16 protein-coding genes and 1 pseudogene are annotated in these 21367 nt (G+C 37.2%); 9 read left to right on the top strand and 8 right to left on the bottom strand.

All coding sequences use genetic code 11. The annotated features are described in order from the left end of the window. The first annotated feature begins 4 nt into the window (after nt 1-4). The 5 genes from GQR39_RS12770 to GQR39_RS12750 all read left to right on the top strand — a co-directional run bounded on the left by GQR39_RS12770 (nt 5) and on the right by GQR39_RS12750 (nt 3315). Entirely contained in the window at nt 5-1267 is a 1263-nt protein-coding gene (locus GQR39_RS12770; RefSeq protein WP_165735776.1) for a cyclopropane-fatty-acyl-phospholipid synthase family protein, read from the top strand. Continuing rightward, a complete protein-coding gene (locus tag GQR39_RS12765; RefSeq protein WP_007580697.1) occupies nt 1245-1745 on the top strand; it encodes a DUF2878 domain-containing protein in 501 nt (166 codons plus the stop codon). Before GQR39_RS12770 ends, GQR39_RS12765 begins: the two co-directional genes overlap by 23 nt. Before the next feature lie 54 nt (nt 1746-1799). Beyond that, the gene (locus tag GQR39_RS12760; protein WP_010552972.1) at nt 1800-2288 is read left to right on the top strand and encodes a chalcone isomerase family protein; all 489 of its coding nucleotides are present in this window, start codon (nt 1800-1802) and stop codon (nt 2286-2288) included. A gap of 1 nt (nt 2289) precedes the next feature. Beyond that, entirely contained in the window at nt 2290-2829 is a 540-nt protein-coding gene (locus GQR39_RS12755) for a DUF3833 domain-containing protein (protein ID WP_010552971.1), read from the top strand. Nucleotides 2830-3039: 210 nt separating this feature from the next. Next, nucleotides 3040-3315 carry an HU family DNA-binding protein gene (locus GQR39_RS12750; RefSeq protein ID WP_002962474.1) on the top strand — a complete coding sequence of 92 codons (276 nt, stop codon included), beginning with the start codon at nt 3040-3042 and terminating at the stop codon, nt 3313-3315. Between the two features lie 92 nt (nt 3316-3407). Here the strand turns inward: GQR39_RS12750 and ilvN are convergent, their stop codons facing one another. Both ilvN and GQR39_RS12740 read right to left on the bottom strand, forming a co-directional pair. Next, nucleotides 3408-3905 (bottom strand): acetolactate synthase small subunit, encoded by a 498-nt coding sequence (gene ilvN, locus GQR39_RS12745; protein ID WP_007580691.1) that lies wholly within the window; start codon nt 3903-3905, stop codon nt 3408-3410. Next, nucleotides 3905-5629 (bottom strand): acetolactate synthase 3 large subunit, encoded by a 1725-nt coding sequence (locus GQR39_RS12740; protein WP_010552970.1) that lies wholly within the window; start codon nt 5627-5629, stop codon nt 3905-3907. The genes ilvN and GQR39_RS12740 overlap by 1 nt, the downstream gene beginning before the upstream one ends. Before the next feature lie 490 nt (nt 5630-6119). Between GQR39_RS12740 and GQR39_RS12735 the strand changes: the two genes are divergently transcribed. Further along, on the top strand, nt 6120-9140 hold the full coding sequence (locus GQR39_RS12735) for an immune inhibitor A domain-containing protein (protein WP_165735775.1): 3021 nt from the start codon (nt 6120-6122) through the stop codon (nt 9138-9140). A 66-nt stretch (nt 9141-9206) separates the two neighbouring features. Here GQR39_RS12735 and GQR39_RS12730 read toward each other — a convergent pair whose 3' ends face one another. The 6 genes from GQR39_RS12730 to GQR39_RS12705 form a co-directional block, all read right to left on the bottom strand. Next, nucleotides 9207-10214, bottom strand: a complete 1008-nt coding sequence (locus tag GQR39_RS12730; RefSeq protein WP_007580684.1) for an isocitrate dehydrogenase — start codon at nt 10212-10214, stop codon at nt 9207-9209. A 206-nt stretch (nt 10215-10420) separates the two neighbouring features. Then, nucleotides 10421-12109 (bottom strand): hypothetical protein, encoded by a 1689-nt coding sequence (locus GQR39_RS12725; RefSeq protein ID WP_165735774.1) that lies wholly within the window; start codon nt 12107-12109, stop codon nt 10421-10423. A gap of 11 nt (nt 12110-12120) precedes the next feature. Continuing rightward, complete coding sequence (locus GQR39_RS12720; RefSeq protein ID WP_024591078.1) at nt 12121-12504, bottom strand: DUF3192 domain-containing protein; 384 nt, start codon at nt 12502-12504, stop codon at nt 12121-12123. 69 nt (nt 12505-12573) lie between these two features. After that, nucleotides 12574-13347, bottom strand: a complete 774-nt coding sequence (xni, locus tag GQR39_RS12715; protein ID WP_165735773.1) for a flap endonuclease Xni — start codon at nt 13345-13347, stop codon at nt 12574-12576. Between the two features lie 10 nt (nt 13348-13357). Next, the gene (gene ppnN / locus GQR39_RS12710; RefSeq protein WP_007580678.1) at nt 13358-14701 is read right to left on the bottom strand and encodes a nucleotide 5'-monophosphate nucleosidase PpnN; all 1344 of its coding nucleotides are present in this window, start codon (nt 14699-14701) and stop codon (nt 13358-13360) included. Nucleotides 14702-14766: 65 nt separating this feature from the next. Further along, nucleotides 14767-16302, bottom strand: coding sequence for a diguanylate cyclase (locus tag GQR39_RS12705; RefSeq protein ID WP_165735772.1), 1536 nt, complete (start codon nt 16300-16302; stop codon nt 14767-14769). Between the two features lie 204 nt (nt 16303-16506). On the opposite strand from GQR39_RS12705, the gene GQR39_RS12700 reads away from it, so the two are divergent. From GQR39_RS12700 to GQR39_RS12690, 3 genes and pseudogenes are all read left to right on the top strand, one after another. Next, nucleotides 16507-18294, top strand: a complete 1788-nt coding sequence (locus GQR39_RS12700) for a PDZ domain-containing protein (RefSeq protein ID WP_165735771.1) — start codon at nt 16507-16509, stop codon at nt 18292-18294. A gap of 178 nt (nt 18295-18472) precedes the next feature. Next, a complete protein-coding gene (locus GQR39_RS12695) occupies nt 18473-20563 on the top strand; it encodes a bifunctional diguanylate cyclase/phosphodiesterase (protein ID WP_165735770.1) in 2091 nt (696 codons plus the stop codon). A 45-nt stretch (nt 20564-20608) separates the two neighbouring features. Continuing rightward, nucleotides 20609-21229: pseudogene (locus tag GQR39_RS12690) on the top strand (S46 family peptidase); the annotation flags it as partial. Between the last annotated feature and the right edge of the window lie 138 nt (nt 21230-21367).

Here is a 21367-nt window from a genome sequence, read left to right as displayed (position 1 = left end):
TTTAATGGATAAAGTGTCGAGCTTAAATTGCGAACAAAGCACTAGTTGGTTAACTAATATATATAAAAAATTAGTGACTAAAGCCTTTTCGTCAATTGAAACAGGTCAAGTTGTTTTAATTGAAGGAAATGAGCGTACAGTTTTTGGTGATGTATCGTCTGCGTTAAAAGCAACAGTAACAGTTAATGATAAAGCTATGTATAAAGCGTTTGCGTTATCTGGGAGCGTTGGCGCTGGTGAAGCGTATATTTTGGGACATTGGTCTTGTGACAACTTAACTTCATTCATTGAGATATTTGCTATAAACGAAAAGCAACTCGATGAGTTTGAAAAAAAATTCGCATTTTTTAGTAATATCGCACACCGATTTAATCACATAAAAAACAAAAATTCAGAATCGGGTTCTAAGAAAAATATTGTTGCTCATTACGACTTAGGTAATGATTTGTACGAATCATTTTTAAGTAAAGAAATGCTTTATTCAAGTGCTGTATATCCTACAAAAGAAGCCACACTTGAAGAGGCTCAACAATACAAGCTTAAACGCATTTGTGAGCAAGTTGAGCTTCAAAAAAATGATTCAGTAATCGAAATTGGTACAGGGTGGGGGGCATTTGCTATATATGCAGCCACACATTACGATTGCCATGTAACAACAACAACCATATCTGATGAGCAACATGATTATGTAGCTAACAAGATTGTTGAACTTGGTCTTGAAAGTAAAATAACATTACTTAAGCTCGACTACAGACTACTAAAAGGTAAATACGACAAGCTTGTTTCTATTGAAATGATAGAAGCGGTTGGTCATGATTATTTGCCGAGCTTTTTCACTCAGTGTGGTGAGCTCCTAAAAGACGATGGCGCCATGCTTATTCAAGCAATTACTATTGGCGATCAGCGTTATAAGCACTACTTAAAAAACTCTGACTTTATTCAGCAGTATATTTTTCCGGGCGGATGTTTGCCATCGCTTAACGAAATGAGTGAGCAGATTAAAAATAATACCGATATGGTTATTCATACTGTTAATGATATTGGCGCTCACTACGCACGAACATTAGCAGATTGGCGAACTCGTTTTATAAAAAGCTGGCCTGATTTAGACCGCTCTAAATTTGATGAACGCTTTTATCGTTTATGGTTATTTTATTTTGCTTATTGTGAAGGTGCGTTTAGAGCCAGAGCAACAAGTACGGTACATTTAATGGCGCGTAAACCTCGTTTTACTAGTGATAACGATGATATTGCGCTCGGTTACTAATTTTGTTTTATTTCAAGCAGTGTGGTTTTTATCATTGCTGCTTGAAGCCAATTCGCTACTTTTTAGTGGCTTGATTATTGTTTTAATGTTTTGTTTGTCAAAGCAGAAAAAACAAGACTCCTTACTATTAATTAAAGCCCTACCTTTAGCACTATTGTTAGAATTTATAGCGGTAAAGTTAGGCTTGTTAGAATTTAAAGTTTATCCCTTCCCTCTATGGCTCGTCTTTTTATGGGCTGCATTATTACTTTCTTTGAATACCTCTATGGTTTTTTTGAGTAAATTAAAGCTTTGGCAGGCCTTTTTGGTATGTATGGCATTTGCGCCAGCAAGTTATTGGGCTGGAGCGCGCTTTGAAGTAATAAGTTTAGGTTTACCTTTATGGCAATTCTGGCTCGTTTACGGGGCGCTTTGGTCTACAGTGTTTACTGTTATTCTTTTCATAAACCAAAAAATCAAGTTATTCATCAATCGCTGATCTTCCACAATTTCTATTTCGTAACATTACCCATTGACTCAAAGGGAGCTTATTTTGAAATTTTTACTAAAGGCAGTTACTTTTTATTTGCTTACCACTTCAATTGTTTTAGCTAACACACAATTTAATAAAGTAGGCGAAGCACGAATGGAGTATTTATTTTGGGATGTATATGACGCTGTGCTATTTACCCCTTCAGGTAATTACAGCGCAGGAACACATCCTGTTAAGTTTAAGCTTACCTATTTGCGTGACTTTGACGCTAAAGAAATAGTAAAAGCAACAAATGAGCAGTGGGAACATCTTGGAAAAACAGGGCTGGCAGACAAATACGACAGTAAATTGTTGTCTATTTGGCCTGATATAAAAAAGGGTGACTCACTAACATTAGTGACAAATGAGCAAGGTATGAGCACTTTTTATCATAATGATGAAAAAATGGGTGAAATTGATGAACCTCAATTTTCGAGTGACTTTTTAGCTATTTGGCTTGATGAAAAAACCTCTGAGCCAAAATTACGAAAGCAATTATTAGGGAATTAATATGAACATATTAAACACGTTAAAAGCAGCTGTTATGAGCCTCTCGGCTCTACTTTTAATTAGCTGTTCGGCACCAAATGTTGAACATTATAAAAATACATCGCCAAATTTTGACTTTAAAACCTTTTTTAGCGGAAATTTGAAAGCCTATGGTGTTGTACAAGACTTTAAAGGCGAATTGACCCGAAAGCTTGTCGTAGATATGAATGCGACTTGGGACGGTAACCAGGGCGTTATTGAAGAAGACTTTGTTTATGATGATGGCGAAACCCAAAAGCGAATCTGGAAAATAACGTTAAATGAAGACAATAGTTTAACGGGGACAGCAGCTGATGTTATAGGTACAGCAAAAGGCAAAAGTGACGGCAGCGTATTTCATTGGAATTATGATGTAGAGCTTCCATACGATGGCAGTACTTTAGAAGTGAATTTTGACGATTGGATGTACCTGGTTACACAATCGCGCTTGATAAACCGCACATCTATTGTTAAGTTTGGAGTCGAGGTCGGGGAAGTGACCTTAGTTATCGAAAAAATATAGCTTATTTACCCAGTTGTTTAACTTGCGCCAAAATTGTACTCAAATTAAGTCTTTGTTAACCCAACACGCTGTATTCTACCGAGAATTATTTAAATTTTACTCATTTTTTAAGAATTTAAGCAAAAAATGCAATTTGCTGTTGCTAACTCTTTAAAAATGCATAAAGATAGGTTTTGCGAAGGCAAAATAATAACGAATAGGAATCTAACAATGAATAAAGCTCAATTAGTTGAAAAAATTGCTACTGATGCAGAAATCTCTAAAGCCGCTGCTACTCGTGCTCTTGACGCGTTTACAGGTGCTGTAACTTCTTCTTTAAAAGAAGGTGATTCAGTAGCATTAGTTGGTTTTGGTACTTTCTCAGTAAAAGAACGTGCAGCTCGCACTGGCCGTAACCCACAAACGGGTGCTGAGATCCAAATCGCAGCGGCAACTATCCCAAGCTTTAAAGCAGGTAAAGGTCTTAAAGACCAAGTAAACCCTTAATAGGTTTAACGAATTAAAATAAAAAAAGAGCTATTTAGCTCTTTTTTTTTATGTTTAATAAAGACATCAATTGATGCCTTTATATTATAAATTTATGCTTTTAAGGCTTTATCGCCTCGGCCAATGCCAACAGCACCAGAACGTACAACTTCAATAATATCGGTTTCATGGCGAAGTGTGTCTAAAAACGATTCTATTTTGTCTGTACTGCTCACTAGTTGCAGGCTATAGCTTTGTCGGCCCATATCTAAAATAACACCCTGAAACACATCAACTACGCGGGTAACCGCTGCACGAGTCGTCTCGTCTTGAGCAAATACCTTAACAAGCAATAACTCTCGCTCAATGTGACTCATTTCTGTTAAATCGATAATTTTAAGCACGTCGACTAATTTGTTAACTTGTTTTGTGATCTGTTCAACCACTCTGTCATCACCCATGGTGGTAATGGTAATACGTGATAACGACTGATCATCAGTTGTGCCAACAGTTAGGCTGTCAATGTTGTATGCACGTTGTGAAAAAAGCCCAACAATACGCGACAGTGCACCTGGTTCGTTTTCTAATAGAATAGATAAAATACGACGCATTATGCTTTTACTCCTTTACGTAACCACATCTCATCAATGCCACCTAACTTGATTTGCATTGGGTATACATGTTCTTTCTCGTCTACAAGAATATCTAAAAAGACTAAACGATCGTTTATGCTCATAGCTTTATCGATTGCAGGTTGTAACTCATCAAGTGTGTTTACTTTAATACCCACATGCCCGTAGCTTTCAACCAACTTAACAAAATCAGGCAGTGAGTCCATGTAAGATGATGAATGACGACCGCCGTAAACCATATCTTGCCATTGGCGTACCATACCTAAAGAGCGGTTATTGAGTGATACAACTTTTACAGCTAGGTTGTACTGCAAGCAGGTAGATAGCTCTTGAATATTCATTTGAATAGAGCCATCACCTGTAATACACACTGACTCTTTATCAGGAAAGGCTAATTTTACGCCCATAGCAGCAGGTAAACCAAAGCCCATAGTGCCTAGGCCGCCAGAATTTATCCACTGACGAGGATGCTTAAATGGGTAATATTGCGCTGCAAACATTTGGTGCTGTCCAACGTCAGAACTTACGTAAGCATCGCCATTAGTGGCTTTATAAACAGCTTCAATAACGGCTTGTGGCTTAATTTTGTCGCCATCTGTGTTGTAGCTTAAACATTTTTGTTCACGCCAGCTGATAATCTGGCGCCACCAATCTTCTTGCGCGCTGCGATCTATTTTAATTGGGCTTTTATCAATACCCGTTTGTAGTTGTTCAAGTACGGTTGCTAAACAACCTACAACTGGTATGTGTGCTTTGATTGTTTTTGAAATTGAAGTTGGATCTACATCTACATGAACAATTGTGGCATTTGGACAAAACTTTTTAACGTTATTAGTTACCCTGTCATCAAAACGTGCACCAAGCGCTAAAATCACATCGGCGTTTGCCATTGCTTTGTTAGCCTCAAGCGTACCGTGCATGCCTAGCATACCTACAAAGTTTGGATGCACACCTGATATGCCGCCAAGCCCCATTAGTGTATTGGTAATGGGCGCATTTAACGACTCAACTAAATGCGTTAATTGCTCTGACGTATTTGAAATAACAATACCACCGCCAGAATAGATAACCAGTTTTTTGGCCTCTAGAATAGTTGTTACCGCTTTACGAATTTGTTTTGAATGCCCTTTAGTATTAGGGCTGTATGTTCTTAGCTCTGTTGTTTTAGGAAATTCGTATTCAAACTTTATGGCAGGGTTAAGCATATCTTTAGGAAGCTCAACTACAACAGGTCCAGGACGACCTGTACTGGCTATATAAAAGGCTTTAGCTAAGATTGTTGGGATTTCTTTAGCACTTCTACAGTTAAAGCTGTGTTTAACTATAGGGCGAGAACAACCCACAATATCAGTTTCTTGGAATGCATCGTCACCAATTAAACTTGTAGGCACTTGGCCTGACAATACAACCATAGGAATTGAATCCATGTAGGCCGTTGCAATACCCGTTATACAGTTTGTAGCGCCAGGGCCTGAGGTTGCAAGTACAACACCAACGTCTCCAGTAGCACGAGCATAACCATCAGCCATATGTGTGGCAGCTTGTTCATGACGTACTAATATATGCTCAATATCATCTTGCTGAAAAAGTGCATCATATAAGTCTAAAACCGAACCACCGGGGTAGCCAAATATGTATTTTACCTTTAACTCTTTTAATGCCTGAACTACTAGTTCAGAGCCATTATATTCTTGTTTGCTCATCCTCATTCCTCTGTGCGCTTTTTTTATGCATAAAAAAACCCCCGCGTAGTGCGAGGGTTTTTAAAAAGCAGTATCACCTTTTAATACATCCCCGCTGGGCTTATAACTAAGACCAGTACGAGTACGACTAAAAGGTTAATTTGTGTGTTCATAGTTTTTACTCTACTTAGCAAAACACTGCTTTTAAATTAAAAATTCTGTATAGGTTTATTTTTAAGGGTTTTGAACCCTTATGTCAACCTTGAAAGTGGTTTTTTGCATTTTAAATTCGTTTTGTAGTTTTTTTTAATTTAAATCTGCAGAAATGCTGTATTTAACTGAGTTAACTAGCAGAAATTATGCGTTTTAGGTTGTGTGTTTGATTTTAGTTATAAAAGAGTGTGAAAGACCATTAACTTTTATTGCACATGTTAACTATATGTTTTTATCGCATGTTTAAATTTCTATTATTAGGTATGATTACTACATAATTATGTTTGAGGAAAATACAGTGAAAAAAGTGACGTTAATTGCGCTTTTAACTACGCTATTAAGCCCTATAGTAGCGGCTAATAATTTAAGCCCGCATGATGTTGGTATAACTAACGAAGAACGTATTTTATATTGGCTTAAAAAAAGAGACCAAATATCCTCTAGTGAGTTAGATAGTTCATTTAAGTCATATATGAGTAACAAAGAAGTTGCCAATCACTCAATTAAAAATGGCTTTAGGCAATTTAAATCCTCCTCTACGGATTTTTCAAACACAAATAAACAACAAGCCGCTTTTTCAACGTCGTTAGTGCCTGATCAAAGCGTTAATGATGTAAAAGTGTTAGCTATCTTAATTGATTTTCCTGACCTCAAACATGACGATAATCGACTTGTAGAGCAGGACACAGATATGTTTTACGCTGATTATTCAACTGAACACTATCAGCAAATGCTTTTTAATACTGAAGGTTATGCGGGCCCTGATGGACAAAGCATATCAACGGCTGCTGATTATTATAAAGCAGCGTCTGGTAATAGCTTAAACTTTAACGGGCAGGTATATGGCTGGGTAACCGCTGATAACAATGCAAAAATATATGGTGAACGCCAAGGCAGTACACGTGATAAAAATGCGCCCGCTTTAGTCAAAGAGGCTGTGGAGAAGGCGGTTGCAAAGTTTAATATTAATTTAACGGACTATGATTTAACTGATTTAGATGATGTAGATGGCGATGGAATTATTAACGAACCCAATGGCATTATTGACCATGTAATGATTTTTCATTCAAGTATTGGCGAGGAAGCAGGTGGCGGTTACCTAAGCACTGATGCTATTTGGTCGCACCGCTACTATGTATTTGATGAAAATAGCGGGCCGAGCGAGATTACAGGCAGCAGTATTAAACTCTTTGGTTACACAATTAATCCAATTGATGCTGGGATTGGCGTGGTGGTACATGAGTTTGGGCATGACTTGGGATTATTAGATGAATACGACTTACAATCTAACACGGTAGGTGAGCCTGTTGCGTCTTGGTCAGTTATGTCGACAGGAAGTTGGGCAGGTTCGCCACGAGGTTCAGAGCCTGTTATGTTTAGTCCTTATGCGCTTGAATATTTACAAAATCGATACCAGGGTAATTGGGCTAATCAGCTCACGCTTGATATGGATGAGATAGATGCTAACGCACAGCAAACATTAATTAATACTGCGAGTACTTCACAACTACAAAGCCAAATAAAAATAACACTGCCATCTCGACTCGAAAAATTTAAAACGCCAGTAGAAGGCGATTTTCAATACTATTCAAATACGGGCGACAATGTTAGTAACAGCCTAGTTAATACAGTAACGCTACCAAACACAACTGAGGCACTTACTTTAAGCTTTATTGCTTATTATAGTATTGAGCGCGACTATGATTTAGTACAGGTAAAAGTAAATGGGGAGCCTATTGCTAGTAATTATACCCAAGCAATTAACCCATACTATGGTGACATTGGTCCGTATATATCAGGTGATTCATTTTTTAATAGTGATGCTAAGCAGCCTAACGGCTATTTAACTCATGAGTTTGATTTATCTGCTTATTCTGGGCAAATCATTGATCTAAAAATTGAATACATAACAGATGCGAACACACATTATTATGGTTTTGTTGTGGATGATATGCGTATTGTGCAAAGTGATACTTTAATTTGGCAAAATAATGCACAAGATCAAATTAACACCGAGTTTAATGGCTTTGAAAAAATAGGTAGTTACACATATGCATCGCCATCACATTACTATTTACAATTGCGTTCATACACAGGCGTTGATAGTAGTTTGCAAGCAGAGCAGTACTCACCGGGATTATTATTGTGGTATAGCAATGAATCTCAAGCAGATAACAACACGACAGAGCATCCAGGTAGTGGTTTTGCATTAGTGGTAGATGCTGATCAGCGCTCGATAAATAAAGGCAGTACGCAAACTCCGGCTGCTTCAGCAATTCAAATTCGTGATGCTGCTTTTAGTTTATATCCACAGCGAGCTGGATTAGGTGATGATGATTTATCAGCTATTACAGAGTTTACTGATAAAACCGACTATAGCTTTTCAGCGCAACAGTCATCGGGCGTTGCCCTTCCACAGGTTGGCTTTGGGTTTAATATTATAAGCCAGTCAGCTGATAGTGAAGATATAGAAGTAGAGCTTAATTACGATGTTACTAAGGGTATTAATTTTACCAAAACAGGTTTAATCGTTAATTTTAATGTAGAAGGTTTTGCACTCACGCCTGCGGATAAATTTACGTGGAATTTTGACGATGGTAGTTCAAGCACAGAGTTAACGCCTACTCATGAATATCAAGACTATGGCACCTATAGCGTTGAGTTTATGGCAAGTAATGATACTTCACAGCAAGTAGCTGTAGCTCAAGTTACATTAGTTGAGCCATTATCTGTAAATGAAATTGAATATGAAATAATCCAAGGAATATTAACAGCTCAAGCTTCGTTTACAGGTGGAGTCGCACCTTATACTTATAATTGGCAGCTAGGGGATGGAAGTACTTTAACGACGCAATCGCTCACTTATAATTATTTATACTCTGGTGATTACCAAGTAACGCTTACAGTGACAGATAACGAAGGCACGGAGCAAACTAAAGCGGTTGATGTAACGGCAACTGTTCCGCTTAGCATAGACGCAAACGTTACAGTAAATGATTTAAGCGCTCAATTTAATGCGCAAGTAACCGGCGGCTTTAATAGTTATAATTACAGTTGGGATTTTGGTGATGGCAGTGCGGTATCAAACTTACAAAACCCAAGGCATACTTATCAGACTGGCGGTGCATTTAGTGTAACGTTGAATGTTACTGATACTCAAACAAATGATACTTTTACTAAAGAGTTATCTCTTACAGTGCAAAAGCAACAAAGTAGTTCGGGTTCAAGTGGCGGATCATTGGCAGGTTTATTAGGATTACTACTGTTAAGTTTATTTAGGTTTAATACTAACCTGCATAAATACACCAGGTTGGTATAAGCTTAATTAACAAATAAAAAAAGCCCGCTAAATTAGCGGGCTATTTAAATTAATAACAAATATTAATTATAAACGGTCAATTACTGATTGAGTGAAATCAGTTGTACCGTGGCTGCCGCCTAAATCGCGAGTTGTACGGTCGCCTGATTTAATTACATCAGCAACAGCACTACGAATACGCTCTGCTGTATCGCCCATATCTAAATGCTCAAGCATTTGGATAGACGCTAAAATTACAGATGTTGGGTTAGCTAGGTTTTTGCCAGCAATATCTGGTGCACTACCGTGTACAGCTTCAAAAATTGCTGCATCTTCACCAATGTTAGCACCTGGAGCCATACCTAAACCGCCAACTAAACCAGCACAAAGGTCAGATAAAATATCACCAAATAAGTTAGTCGTAACAATTACGTCAAACTCTTCAGGTGTCATTACCAGTTTCATACACGTTGCATCAACAATCATTTCATTTGATTCAATTTGTGGGTAACGCTCAGCTACTTCACGTGCTACTTTTAAAAACAGACCAGATGTTGATTTTAAAATGTTAGCTTTATGAACAGCAGTTACTTTTTTACGACCTTCACGTACCGCTAGCTCATATGCAAAAGTTACGATTTTTTCTGCGCCTTCACGCGTAATTATCGATTTTGCTTCTGCTTCATTACCGTCTTCACTTACTATTTGGCCTGCACCTGAGTACATACCTTGCGTATTTTCACGAATAGTAATGATATCAATATCGTCGTAACGTGCTTTAGTGCCAACAAATGATTTAACAGGGCGTACGTTAGCGTATAAACCAAATTGCTTACGAAGTGTTACGTTAATAGACGTAAAACCTTCACCTACAGGCGTTGTTAATGGGCCTTTAAGAGTGATTTTGTTTCTAGCTATTGTATCAACCGTGTCTTGTGGAAGTAACTCACCTGTTTTTTCAAGTGCAGCTAGGCCAGCATCAACAAATTCATAATCAAAGTCGCAACCTGCGGCTTTTAATATTTCAAGTGCTGAGTCGATAATGCTCGGACCGATGCCGTCGCCTTTGATCACTGTGATGGTTTGTTTGGCCATTGACTTTTCCTTTAAAGAGTTTGATTTGCACATAAATTATTACCCTGAGAGAGTAATCGCTTGTTAGATCATTTATGTGAACGTGCTTGAAAATTTAAGGGCGCATTTATATCAACTTATCACCCATTTTGCTAGTTTATACAAGAAATACCGGGTATACACCAAAGTTATAATGGGTATAAAGACGTTAAATAGGGTCCCATAAATTAAATACTATTAAATAACGCGAGAGATTCTAATTTTTGATTAAAATCAGTTGGGTTTTGCCAATTTAGTATTTTCAGCTGTTCGTTTAATGTTTGCAGTTGCCACGCTGTTAGCGCAAGTTCTGGTTTAAAAACACTCTGTGCAACAATTTTAAGTGTGATCCAGAGTTTATGAGAATCAGTTAAGTGTTTTTTAGGTGTTTGCTCTGCTTCTAAAAGTGCCGTTGTCCATGGGTTGTCACTTAATAAATGAGTAAGCTGTTGCGTTAGTTGCTCGTTATTAATTGAATCCACACCAAAAAATGAGCAAATAGGGGCACTCAATGTTTTATTTGGTGTGTCGTCAATCAGCGTTTTACGAGAAAGCTGTGTACTGCATTGCGTTAATAAAAAATGAGCATAAGCATATAAAGGTAATGTAATGTGTTCAAACTGGTCATGTTTATTTTTACTGACTAATAAGGCCATTATTTTCACTAAACCATTTAATCTGTTAGTAACGTAGGCTTGCAGAGGGTGTGGGGTAACATTAACTAATTGCTCAAAAACAACTCTTTGAATTATCGCAGGTGCATTATAATAACCGACCATCGATAAACTATGCTTTAAGTCTTTAGCGGCCTGATGCTCCTTATTATAAGGTTTTACTGCCTCACATAAATTAGCAACTACCTGAGGGTGAGCCGCCATTAGCTGGCTTAGCCCTTTATAGCTATATTCGTGCTGTGACTTAATATTACTTATTAGTTCAAGTAAAGACTGTGCTTTATCAACGCCAACCACACTTTTTGACTTAACATGTTCACTGTTAAACACTTTGAAGCTAATGGTTTTATCAGCGCAATGCCATTGTTTTGGGTTGTCGTTAAGGGTTGCTTTAACGCTAAACCAAGCCAATTTATTTGGATTAGCGTTACTAATTAAAATATGTTTTTGCTGCGCATCAGTCGCTAAATAAATCATGGTTTGCTCGGCATAAAAAACGCGGCTTCCCGGTAATAGTGGCCCTAAATGGGCTATAAGTGATTTGATTAGCTGCAGTGCAAACAAGTTTGGTGTGCGAATATACAAGTCAGTAAGTGCCTTAAATAAACTCATGTGTTTATTAGCCGTATTACTAGTAATGTTCATACTAATAATATTTGCTAAAGCAATTAGTGTTATGCCCCCATCGTAAAGCATTATTTTAGGAGCACTTACCAATGCTTGTTTATATTTACTTAACTTAGCTAATAATTGCGTAACGGGTTTGGCAGAATCGCCACTGGATAACATTACTTTTGCAGCTAACTGATGACGCATTTTCCATATGTTTTTATCGGAGTCTTGAAAAGGTGTTTGCTCGCAAAGTTTGTTTAATTGCGCTCCAACACATAAATGCTCAATGAGTGAAGCCGCTATGTATAGCTCGCTTAGGGCATTGTTATAGTGTTGAGATTTACAAAGTGCAGCGGTTATTACACTCTGACTAACAACTAAGTTGGTGGCATAAGAATAATTAGGATTATAAAGTGTTAAACGAGCTTGTAATGCGAATGGCTGTTCGCTATAGAGCACTCTATATTGCTCAGCTAGCTTACTTGCCATGGGGTATAAGGCTGTCCATTTTTGTTTATTGTTATAATAGCTTAAAAACAGCTGCGTATTATTAAGCAGCTGCTCTAAAGTAGTTGAAACAGCTTCATCCATTAAACCTTCACCTAATTTTGTTCTTGATATTTATTATATGCACTAGGACCCCATAAAAATAGCTGCCCATTTTTAAATAATAACCCAGTACATTCATCCATAGTGGTTATACCGTCAGATGTTTTATGCTGTGTACGGTAAAAAACAATCTGAAATACCTGTTCACCATCTCGTTTGGCATAAGTAAGGTCGGGGCTGCCTAAATAATCAAGCACAGTATTTAGTGTTGTTGGCTGCTCAAGTGATAGTTTTTCGATATAACGTTTATTAAAAGCTTCTCGGTCTTGCCAGATCATAGCCTGAGGATCGTCTTTATAAAAGGTGATCACCAACGCTGCTATCAGTGCATATAGCCCTAAACCTAAGATTAAATATCGGATAAATTTTTTCAATATGGTTTACTCTGACTCCGGTAACTAATAATAGTATACGTTTTGTAATGTTTAGAGGCTATTAACTTGCGACTAATTAAGTCTTAACTGCTTTAAACTAAAGCCTAAATTTATATCGGTGCGTAAACTAACCAAGTGCTTTGAGATTACGTACATATCCATATTAGCGGCTAACTTTGCTTTAATACTCGGGCTTAGAGACTCATCTTCGGCCGCATGCTCAATTGAATTATAGTTATTAACTATTTGCTGCGCAGACTTAGTACCTATTCCTTTTACTCCCGGAATATCATTTGTTTTATCACCCGCTAATGCCCAAAAATCAACGAGCTTATTTTGCTCAACACCAAAACGCTCTTTTATACTTGTCTCATCTAAATAGAGTTTTTTAAAGTAATCATAAACTGTAATGTAGGGGCCTATATAGGGTAAAAAGCCTTTATCAGTAGAGACAACAGTATTAGCTATTTGATTATTTGATGCCTTAAACGCAAGCGTTGCAATAATGTCATCGGCTTCATCGTTAATAGGCTCAAATACAACAATACCGGTTTCTTCTATTGCGGTTTTAAAGTGCTCTAAGGCATCTTTTAGCACTTGAGGCATTGGGGCACGGGAGTGTTTGTAGTCTTTATAAAAATGATAACGCCAGCTTTTGTCACCATCAAATACCGCAATCGCATGGGTTGCATTACTTGTATTTAAAAGCTTTTTACACGCATGAGCTACACGTGCACAGCACGTTTGTATCATTTGCTCATCACTGTGATGTTTTTGATTAGCGTCAACGGCGTAAATGCGCCTAATTAAATTAAGCGCATCAATAAGAAGTAAATGGGGTTTCAAACTATAAAACTCATGCTTTTATTTTGTAACACGGAATGTATTTGCTGCCAGGGAGTTTCATACGGCCTTGATCAACAAATGCTTGTAATAACGTATCCATATTTTCCATAAGGGCAGGCTCGCCACTTAAAATGTATGGACCGTTTTGCTTAATGGCTTTAACGCCTTCGTCTTTTACATTTCCAGCTACAATACCTGAAAAAGCTCTGCGTAAATTAGCCGCTAATAACTGCTTTGGTTGATCAAGATGTAAATCAAGACTTGCCATATTTTCGTGTGTTGGTGCAAAAGGTTGTTGAAAATCGTTATCGATTTTTAACGTCCAGTTAAAGTAGTAGGCATCGCCTTCACTTTTACGGTAATCACGAACATTGGCCATAGCCGATCTTAGCTTTTGTCCAACTAACTCAGGATTATCAATAATAACTTCAAACTTATCTAATGCTTCTTTACCAAGCGTCATTTCAACAAATTCACACAGCTCTTTAAAGTACGCTTCACTTTCTTTAGGGCCAGTTAAAATCACAGGCAAACATTGTTTGGTGTTATCTGGATGAAGTAATATGCCTAATAAATATAGCAATTCTTCAGCAGTACCTGCGCCACCAGGAAAAATGATAATAGCGTGAGCTGTTCTTATAAAAGCTTCAAGGCGCTTTTCAATGTCAGGTAAAATAACTAATTCGTTAACAATAGGGTTTGGTGGCTCTGCAGCAATAATGCTTGGCTCTGTTAGGCCTAAGTAACGGTTATTGGTATTGCGCTGTTTTGCATGGCCAATAGTGGCACCTTTCATTGGGCCTTTCATAGCACCAGGGCCACAACCAGTACAAATATTTAATCCACGTAAGCCCAGTTCGTAACCTACTTGTTTTGTGTATTTATATTCAACTTCGTTTATAGAGTGTCCGCCCCAGCAAACAACCATACTTGGCTCGCTATTAACACGCAAAGCACCGGCATTTCTGAGCATATCGAACACCATATGAGTAATGGCTTTTTGCTCTTTTAAATCTTTTTCGTATTTTTGACAAATAAACAAAATATCGCGAATAACAGAAAATATATGCTCGTGAATTCCGGTAATTATTTCGCCATCAACAAATGCGGTTTCGGGTGGGTTTTCAAGCTCAATTTTAATGCCTCGTTCGCGGCTTACTAAACGAATATCAAAATCTTTGTATTTGTCGTATATATCGCTACTTTCGTCGGTATGGCTACCTACATTAAGCACTGCTAGTACGCAGTTTCTAAATAACTTATAACGCTCACTAGCAGAAGATTGCTCTAATAAATCAACTTCTAATTGCGACAGTAAATCTAAAACCCCAGTTGGGTTTAACTGTATTAACATAGACGTTCTCCTTACTGCTAAATCGTAAAAAACTACTTGTCATAAAATTTATAATGGCTATGACATTATTTACTGGTACAAAGTCTATCTCGTCCTGAATTTTTGGCCTCGTAAAGAGCATCATCTGCTCTATCAAATGCCTTTAACAGAGTATCGCCTTTTTTGAACTGAGTTGCACCTACCGAGATTGTGATCTCAATTTGTTTTTCTCTAAATTTAAAAGGTATATTTTTAATTACCTTTCTTACTTTATCCAGAGGTAATGTTGCGTTTTCAAGCGACACACCTGGCATTAACAGCACAAATTCTTCACCGCCGTAACGCGCTATAAAATCGGACTTTCTTACCGATTTTTGCAACGCTTTTGATATAACCTGTAAGGTAATGTCACCTGCGGTATGGCCAAATCTATCATTGATAGATTTAAAGTGGTCAACATCAATAACCGCAAGCGTAACATCTGATGGCTGCACATTAAACAAATGCATTTCGTGATTGTAACGTTCATCAAATGCAGCTCGGTTAGGCAGTTTTGTAAGCCCATCAAGTAAACTTTTAAAGCGCTGTTCGTTTAAGCGTTTTTTATACGTTGTTAACTTATCTTCTAAAGTAACAATTCGTTTGTTTATTTCACTAAAGCTAGTGCTAAGCATTTCTCTATCTTTTCGTTCTAACTTTTCTTTTGCTAGAAAATCTTCGCTTAGTGATTTTAATTCGTTATCTACAAGTTCTTTTAAAGATGAGATTGACGTTGCTTTTTGTGTTTGTTCGTTGAGGTTTTTTATTTTTAGTTCAATGCTTTTATTCAACGAATCAAACTCAATACTCATCGATTCTGAGTGTCTACTAGTAGAGACAATAGAATTATGTAGATCTTCGAGGGTTTGATTTAATGAAACTAAAAAGCTTTGTGCAGATTTACGCTCTTTGCTAATGTTTTTTACTACGACTTCAATTATGTTAATCGCAACATCGAGTAATGCATCGATTGTGTCACTTTCTGTAATATTATTTTTTATACTATTAATTTGTAGTGTAGCTTCTTCTTCAAGTATAAGTTCGTTAGCTAGCTCAAGTAGTTTTTTTGCACGAGCTTGTTTTACAGGGCGCTGATTATCGGCTTGAGGGTCTTGCTTAGTTAGCAATGCTTCATGATAAAAGAGAATAAGTTGATCAAGTAGCGGAATATAACCATGGGTTGACTGAACGTTATTAATCTCTTGATCGAGTAAATTTCTCAGGGCTCTGCGAGTATCGTCAGGTAAACCTTTAGTTTTTTGTAACTGTTTACCTGCATTTTGTACACTGTTGAATAAATCACGTTGCTGAGCTTGCTGAATCGATTCTTGATTTTTAAGTAATATCAAAGTTTCACTAACAAGGGGGGAGAGGTCTTCAAAGCTCATACCTTTATTGAGTGCACTTCTAAATTTAGCAAGGCGATTATCTAACTCAATATCAAGCCCTTTACAGCTTAGCGAAAGTTTAGCTGCAAAGTCGCACAAAATATCCACTTGACGTTTGCGTGCACTCTCAATAGCCATACGAGCATCAATTGCTTGTTTGAGTTTTTTATCTGTTGGATTAGATCTTTCAGACACCTAAGCGTACCGCCATCAAATTAATTTTATTATCTTCAGTTTACAACAAATTTTTATTATGTGTAGTTATCTAGTAAAAAACTTAGAAATTTTAATAAGCTACTACGTATAAACTCGTATACGGGGCAATTTGTCGTATTTAATTCACTTTTAAATAGGGGCTTGCTAGTCTTGCAGGCAATTAAGTTTCCACTAAGAGTCTCTATGAAAAAGTTATTAGCCCTATCTATTTTAGCTGCATGTTCAGCACCTGTATTTGCCGATGTAAATTATTCTTTAGAAATTTCGCAACCACAACATCATTTAGGCGATGTAAGTGTTGAGTTTCCAAAAACAGCGCAAGCACATCTTGATATAAAACTTCCTGCATGGCGAACGGGTCGCTACGAAATGCTAAACCTTGCCAATGGCATTCGCTACTTCAAAGCCAAAGATGAAGATGGCAAAGAACTAAAATGGGAAAAAATTGATCACAGTACATGGCGTGTACACATTAATGAGCCAACCGAAGTTAATGTTGACTACCAGGTTTATGCAAATGAGCTTGGTAAGCGCGCTCGCCACATTGACGACAGCCATGCATTTATAGATGCATCAGGCTTTTTTATGTTTAGTGAATCATTTCGCCAAGAGCCAGTAACCGTTAATTTAGAGGTGCCTAAAAAGTGGCGCTCTGTATCGGGTATGGATAATTTAAAAGGCAAAAATTCATTTAAAGCAGCAGATTACGACGTACTTGTTGATTCACCAATCGAAACGGGTATTAACCAACTACACACATTTGAAGTAGGTGGCCGTGAATACGATTTAGTTATATGGGGCGATGGTAACTACGATGTAGAGCAAATGCTTACTGATCTTAAAAAATTGGTTGCTACTGGTAATGTAATTTGGGATGGCTATCCATATGAACGTTATGTATTTATGGTTCATGCTACGTCGGGTGCTGGTGGTGCAACAGAGCATTTAAACTCAACAATTATTCAACGTCCACGCGATAGATTTGGTAGCCGCGAAGATTACCTAGCCTTTATTAGCACCGCTGCGCATGAGTTTGTTCATACGTGGAATGTTAAAGCATACCGCCCTCAAGGTTTAGTGCCGTACGATTACACTAATATGAATTACTCTAAACTGCTTTGGATTGCAGAGGGTTCAACAAGTTATTTTGAAGATCATTTAATGGTTCGCTCTGGTATTGAAACCACAGATGAATTTTTTAAAGTGATGAGTAAAACCATTAATCGTCATCTACAAACCCCAGGCCGTGAAGTGCAAAGCGCAAGCGAAACAAGCTTTGATAAATGGATTAATCAAGGTGGTGATCATGCACGTAACTACAGCACCAATATTTATTCAGAAGGTTCATTACTTTCATTAGTTTTAGATATCGACTTGCTAGAAAAAAGCCAAGGTAAAATAAGCTATCGCGACGTACACAAAGCACTTTATAACAATCATAAAATGCCAGCTGGTTTTACAGATATAGATGTACTTAATATCTTAAAAGATTTGACCGGGCGTGATTACTCAAGCTGGTGGCAAGAAAATGTTGAGTCGCCTGCAAGTATTAACTTTGACGACTTACTTACTAAAGTAGGCTTGAAATTTGAACGTCCTGAAAAAGCAAAAGCGCTTGCAAGCATTGATGCTATCGCTAAAAACACAGGCGAGTTACTTACGTTAAGTTACGTTCGCCGTGGTGGCAGTGCGTGGAAAGCAGGTTTAACTACCGATGATAAAATTGTCGCTATAAACAAACATCACGTAGGTAAAGATTTAAAAACCAGCTTAGAAACGTTTAAAAAAGGCGATAAAGTAACCATTGACTATCTTCGTCGCGATGCTCTTGAAAGCTTAACATTAGTATTATCAGAAGATTTTGATAAGCCTAAAAAAGTAGTTGCTGATAAAGAGGCAACGCCTGAGCAAAAAGCACTATTCAAAGCATGGATTGGCGTGGAACATCCAAATGATGTGACAAAAAAATAAATTCAGTTTTATAGCGTTTAAATATAGTTAACAATTATTAAAAAAGAGCTTCGGCTCTTTTTTTGTTTTGCATAATGACGTATATAATGTACATGGAAATTTAATATTAAAATTAAATTTAATTATTATTTAGTATTTCTCTATTATTAAATAAAATTATTTATGGATATAGCCTAAAATGAAATTAGATAACCCGACTTCAAACTTAACCCATCAATTTGTAATTAACGACTATTTGCATCAGTTATTTGATGCGGTAAATGTTATTTCTGTTCAAGGTTATGACAATGAACGTCGTGTTATTTATTGGAATGAAGGCAGTGAGCGACTTTATGGATATACCAAAGAAGAAGCCATAGGACAAAAAATAGAAGACCTTATAATTCCAGAGCCAATGTGTGAGTTAGTTGTTAACGCACATAGTGAATGGGTAAAAAACGATATAGAAATTCCAGCATCTGAAATTATCTTACAAGACAAAGATGGAAACAATGTATCGGTTTTTTCCAGCCATGTTATGTTTACAAATCAATATAATACAAAACAAATGTACTGTATTGATATTGATTTATATGAGGTTAAAAAGGCACAAGCAGATGCGTCATTTAATGAGCATATGCTAAAAACTATTTTTGGAGCAATTCCTGACTTATTTTTCTTGATGGAAAATGATGGAACTATTATTGAGTATCATGCCAGTAATGAGACCGATCTCTACACCAAGCCAAAGCAATTTATTGGTAAAAAAATGGGTGATGTACTCCCTCAAGATGTAGCCAAAAAATTTGAAACCTATATCAGCCTTGTATTAGAAAAAGAGCAGATGATGAGCTTTAAATACGAGCTAGCTTTGCCCCATGGGCTCGTTTTTTTTGAAGCAAGAATAAATAAAATAACAGAACATAACCAGTTAATGGTTATTATTCGAGATATTACAGAACAGCATAAATCAGATGAAATAATTAGACATCAAGCGTATTACGATAGTCTAACTTTACTCCCAAATCGTTTTTTAGCACTTGATCGTTTGTCGCAATTACTTATTGAAGCACAAAGAAATAACGAGAAAGCGGCAGTACTGTTTTTGGATTTAGATGATTTTAAAAAAATAAATGACTCTTTAGGCCATGAAACAGGAGACAAAATTTTAATTGAATCAGCGCAAAGGCTGCAAGAGGCACTGCGAAAAGACGACACGGTAGGGCGCCTAGGTGGAGATGAGTTTATCGTATTACTACGAGGTATAACTGATCACCATGCAGCGCTAAAAATTACTGAAAAACTGGTCAATAACTTTAGAGCCCCTTTTAAAATTGAGGGCCGGGAACACATACTAACAGCGAGTATTGGTGTAGCCATATACCCAGAAAATGGTACAACCGTTGCTGATTTATTACGAAATGCTGACACTGCAATGTATCAAGCAAAATCATATGGTCGTAATACTTATTCATTTTTTACTAAAAAGATGAACGTAATTATTCAGCGCCGACTAGTAATAGAAGAGCAGATGCGTGGCGCCCTTGAGCGTAATGAGTTCGAGTTATTCTACCAGCCCCAATTTGACGCCAAAAATAAACACATCATTGGTGCAGAAGCGTTATTACGCTGGCATAACCCTGTGCTAGGTAATGTAACACCCGATGAGTTTATACCTATTGCCGAAAATACAGGATTAATTGTACCTATTGGTAAGTTTGTAATTAGCCAAGCATTACACTTTTTAAACACATGGCAAAGTACCTGTAAACGCCAACAAAAATACACCATGGCTGTTAACTTATCTCCTCGCCAATTTAGAGACGTAGGGTTGCTCAGTTTTATTCAAAACTCATTGAGTGAAGCAAACGTAAATCCCGAAAGTTTAGAGCTTGAAATAACTGAAGGTGTATTGATGAGTTGCCACACTAATGTTGTAGATATACTGACTGAAATTACTGCATTAGGCATTAACTTATCAATGGATGACTTTGGTACAGGTTATTCATCATTAAGTTATTTGAGAGAATACCCTTTTAATGTACTCAAAATAGATAGAAGTTTTATTGACGGTATTGTATTAAACAATGAAGACTGTAATCTCGTAAAGGCAATTATTGCCATGTCGCACAGCTTAGGACTGACAGTGGTAGCCGAAGGTGTAGAAACAAAAGAGCAGCATACTTTATTGAACGAATTGGGTTGTGATTTTATGCAAGGCTTCTATTTTAGTAAACCAATACCAGCAAAACAGTTTCTTGATTTTTCGATGAATTTTGATAAAAAGTAAGATTAAACACTCGATTGTAACAATTCATTATTTTAGCAATCGTTTAGCCAGCTAAGTCAAAGCCAAGACCCATTTGTGCAGTACGCCAAAGCAATCTTTAAAGTAACGAAAGCTGAGGAAGATAAACCAAAAGCACTTGCAGGTAAATTACAAGCAGCTCGCCAGAGCTAATGAGCGCAATCATTGCGCTTAACAAAGCTAAAAACAAACCTGTATATGCGGATGCCAACAGCACATTACGTGTAACCTATGGTACTGTAGGCGGCTACTCACCTCAAGATGGCTTGGTAGCAACACCCTTTACATCACTTGAAGGGTTACTAGCTAAAAATACCGATGTTGACCCATTTAATGGACCTAAAAAGTTACAAGAGCAAATTAAAACCAAGCTTTATGGTGATTACACAGGTGGCATGAATACAGTACCCGTTAACTTTTTATCTAATGTAGACACTACTGGTGGTAACTCAGGTTCGCCAACACTTAATGGCAAAGCAGAGCTTGTAGGCTTACTGTTTGACGGTGTTTACGAAAGTATTTGGTGACTGGGATTACAACCCTGAGCTTCATCGCTCAATCCACGTTGATTCACGCTACATGCTGTGGGTAATGGATAAAGTAGATAATGCACAAAACTTATTAGACGAAATGACAATCGTAAAATAAGTAATTAGTGAGATAACAGAAGGGCGCTTACCGTAATGGAAGCGCTTTTTTTGTTTGTGTTTGATTCGCTTATTTATGACTGCTAAGTGCCATGAGCGGTCATTGATAGTTTACCAGGTGCAGGCCCACAATTAGCAC

Origin of the sequence: Pseudoalteromonas sp. C8 (assembly GCF_011378685.1) — a bacterium.
GTDB lineage: Bacteria > Pseudomonadota > Gammaproteobacteria > Enterobacterales > Alteromonadaceae > Pseudoalteromonas > Pseudoalteromonas arctica.
Note: the sequence above shows the minus strand (reverse complement) of the source record. Positions and strands in the feature narration are given on the sequence as shown.